The following is a 1,052-nucleotide window of genomic DNA, read 5'->3' as shown; positions in this document are numbered from 1 at the left end:
TTTCATCTGGTCGTTATAAATACGTTGCTCAGCTTGCAAATAGGTCGAACGGCTCGAATCGGTAATGCGATAAAAACTGGTTCTACCAATTTTGTCTGAGCATAACCAATCATTTTTAACTAAACGAAAAACTGAGGTTCTTACAGCGCGGTCATTAAAACCAAACAACTCTAATAACTGAATCAGGCTTGCAAGACTAATGTTTCCACCCCGATGAAGTACTGAATCTCCAAAAATTGTCGAAATAAGCGAAGTTCCACTTAAGGTTTCATTCTTTACAACAGAATCAATTATTTGCTGTATTTTTGCACTCATACTCATGTCTTGGCGTTTAGTTTCAGGGTATAGATTCTATACCCTGAATGATCTTGATGTTAAGCAATCTGACGCATATCGATTACCCGCTTTGCCTTACCTTCCGAACGAGGTAAGGTCGCTTCTGTCACAACTTCTACAGTAACGCTAATCCCAATCATGGTTTTAATGCGTTTCATCAACTCCTGAGCAAGTTGATTTGCCTGTATAGTACAGTTATGACACATCTCTGTACGAATATGCAAAGTATCCATATGGCCTTTTTTAGTCACCAAAATTTCATAATTTGGAACTAAATGCGGAACTTGCAAAATTTGCTCTTCAATTTGAGTCGTGAAAACGTTCACGCCGCGAATAATTAGCATGTCGTCACTGCGGCCCACAATTTTATCCATTTTGCGCATTGCCAGATTTTCACCCGGTAGTAAGCGGGTCAAATCACGAGTACGGTAACGAATAATCGGTAAGCCTTCTTTGGTAATAGTCGTAAAGACTAACTCGCCAAGTTCGCCATCTTTACAGACTTCACCTGTTTCAGGGTTAATAATTTCTGGGTAGAAATGATCTTCCCAAATAGTTAATCCCTCGCCCTCACCTAGACATTGCATCGCAACGCCCGGCCCCATTACCTCAGACAAACCATAAATATCGAGTGCTTTAATATTAAGACGTTCTTCAATTTCACGGCGCAGTTCGTTGGTCCACGGCTCGGCACCAAAAATACCGACTTTTAAAGA

The 1,052-nt window shown here is 40.6% G+C and carries 2 pseudogenes; both read right to left on the bottom strand.

Annotation, left to right across the window (positions count from 1 at the left end):
- Positions 1-321: pseudogene (locus VXQ92_RS20980) on the bottom strand (phenylacetic acid degradation operon negative regulatory protein PaaX); the annotation flags it as partial.
- Positions 322-374: 53 nt separating this feature from the next.
- Positions 375-1,052 (bottom strand): annotated as a pseudogene (locus tag VXQ92_RS20975) (phenylacetate--CoA ligase); the annotation flags it as partial.

It is taken from the genome of Acinetobacter sp. 228 (genome assembly GCF_048147885.1).
This window is presented reverse-complemented; position numbering and strand designations above follow the sequence as displayed.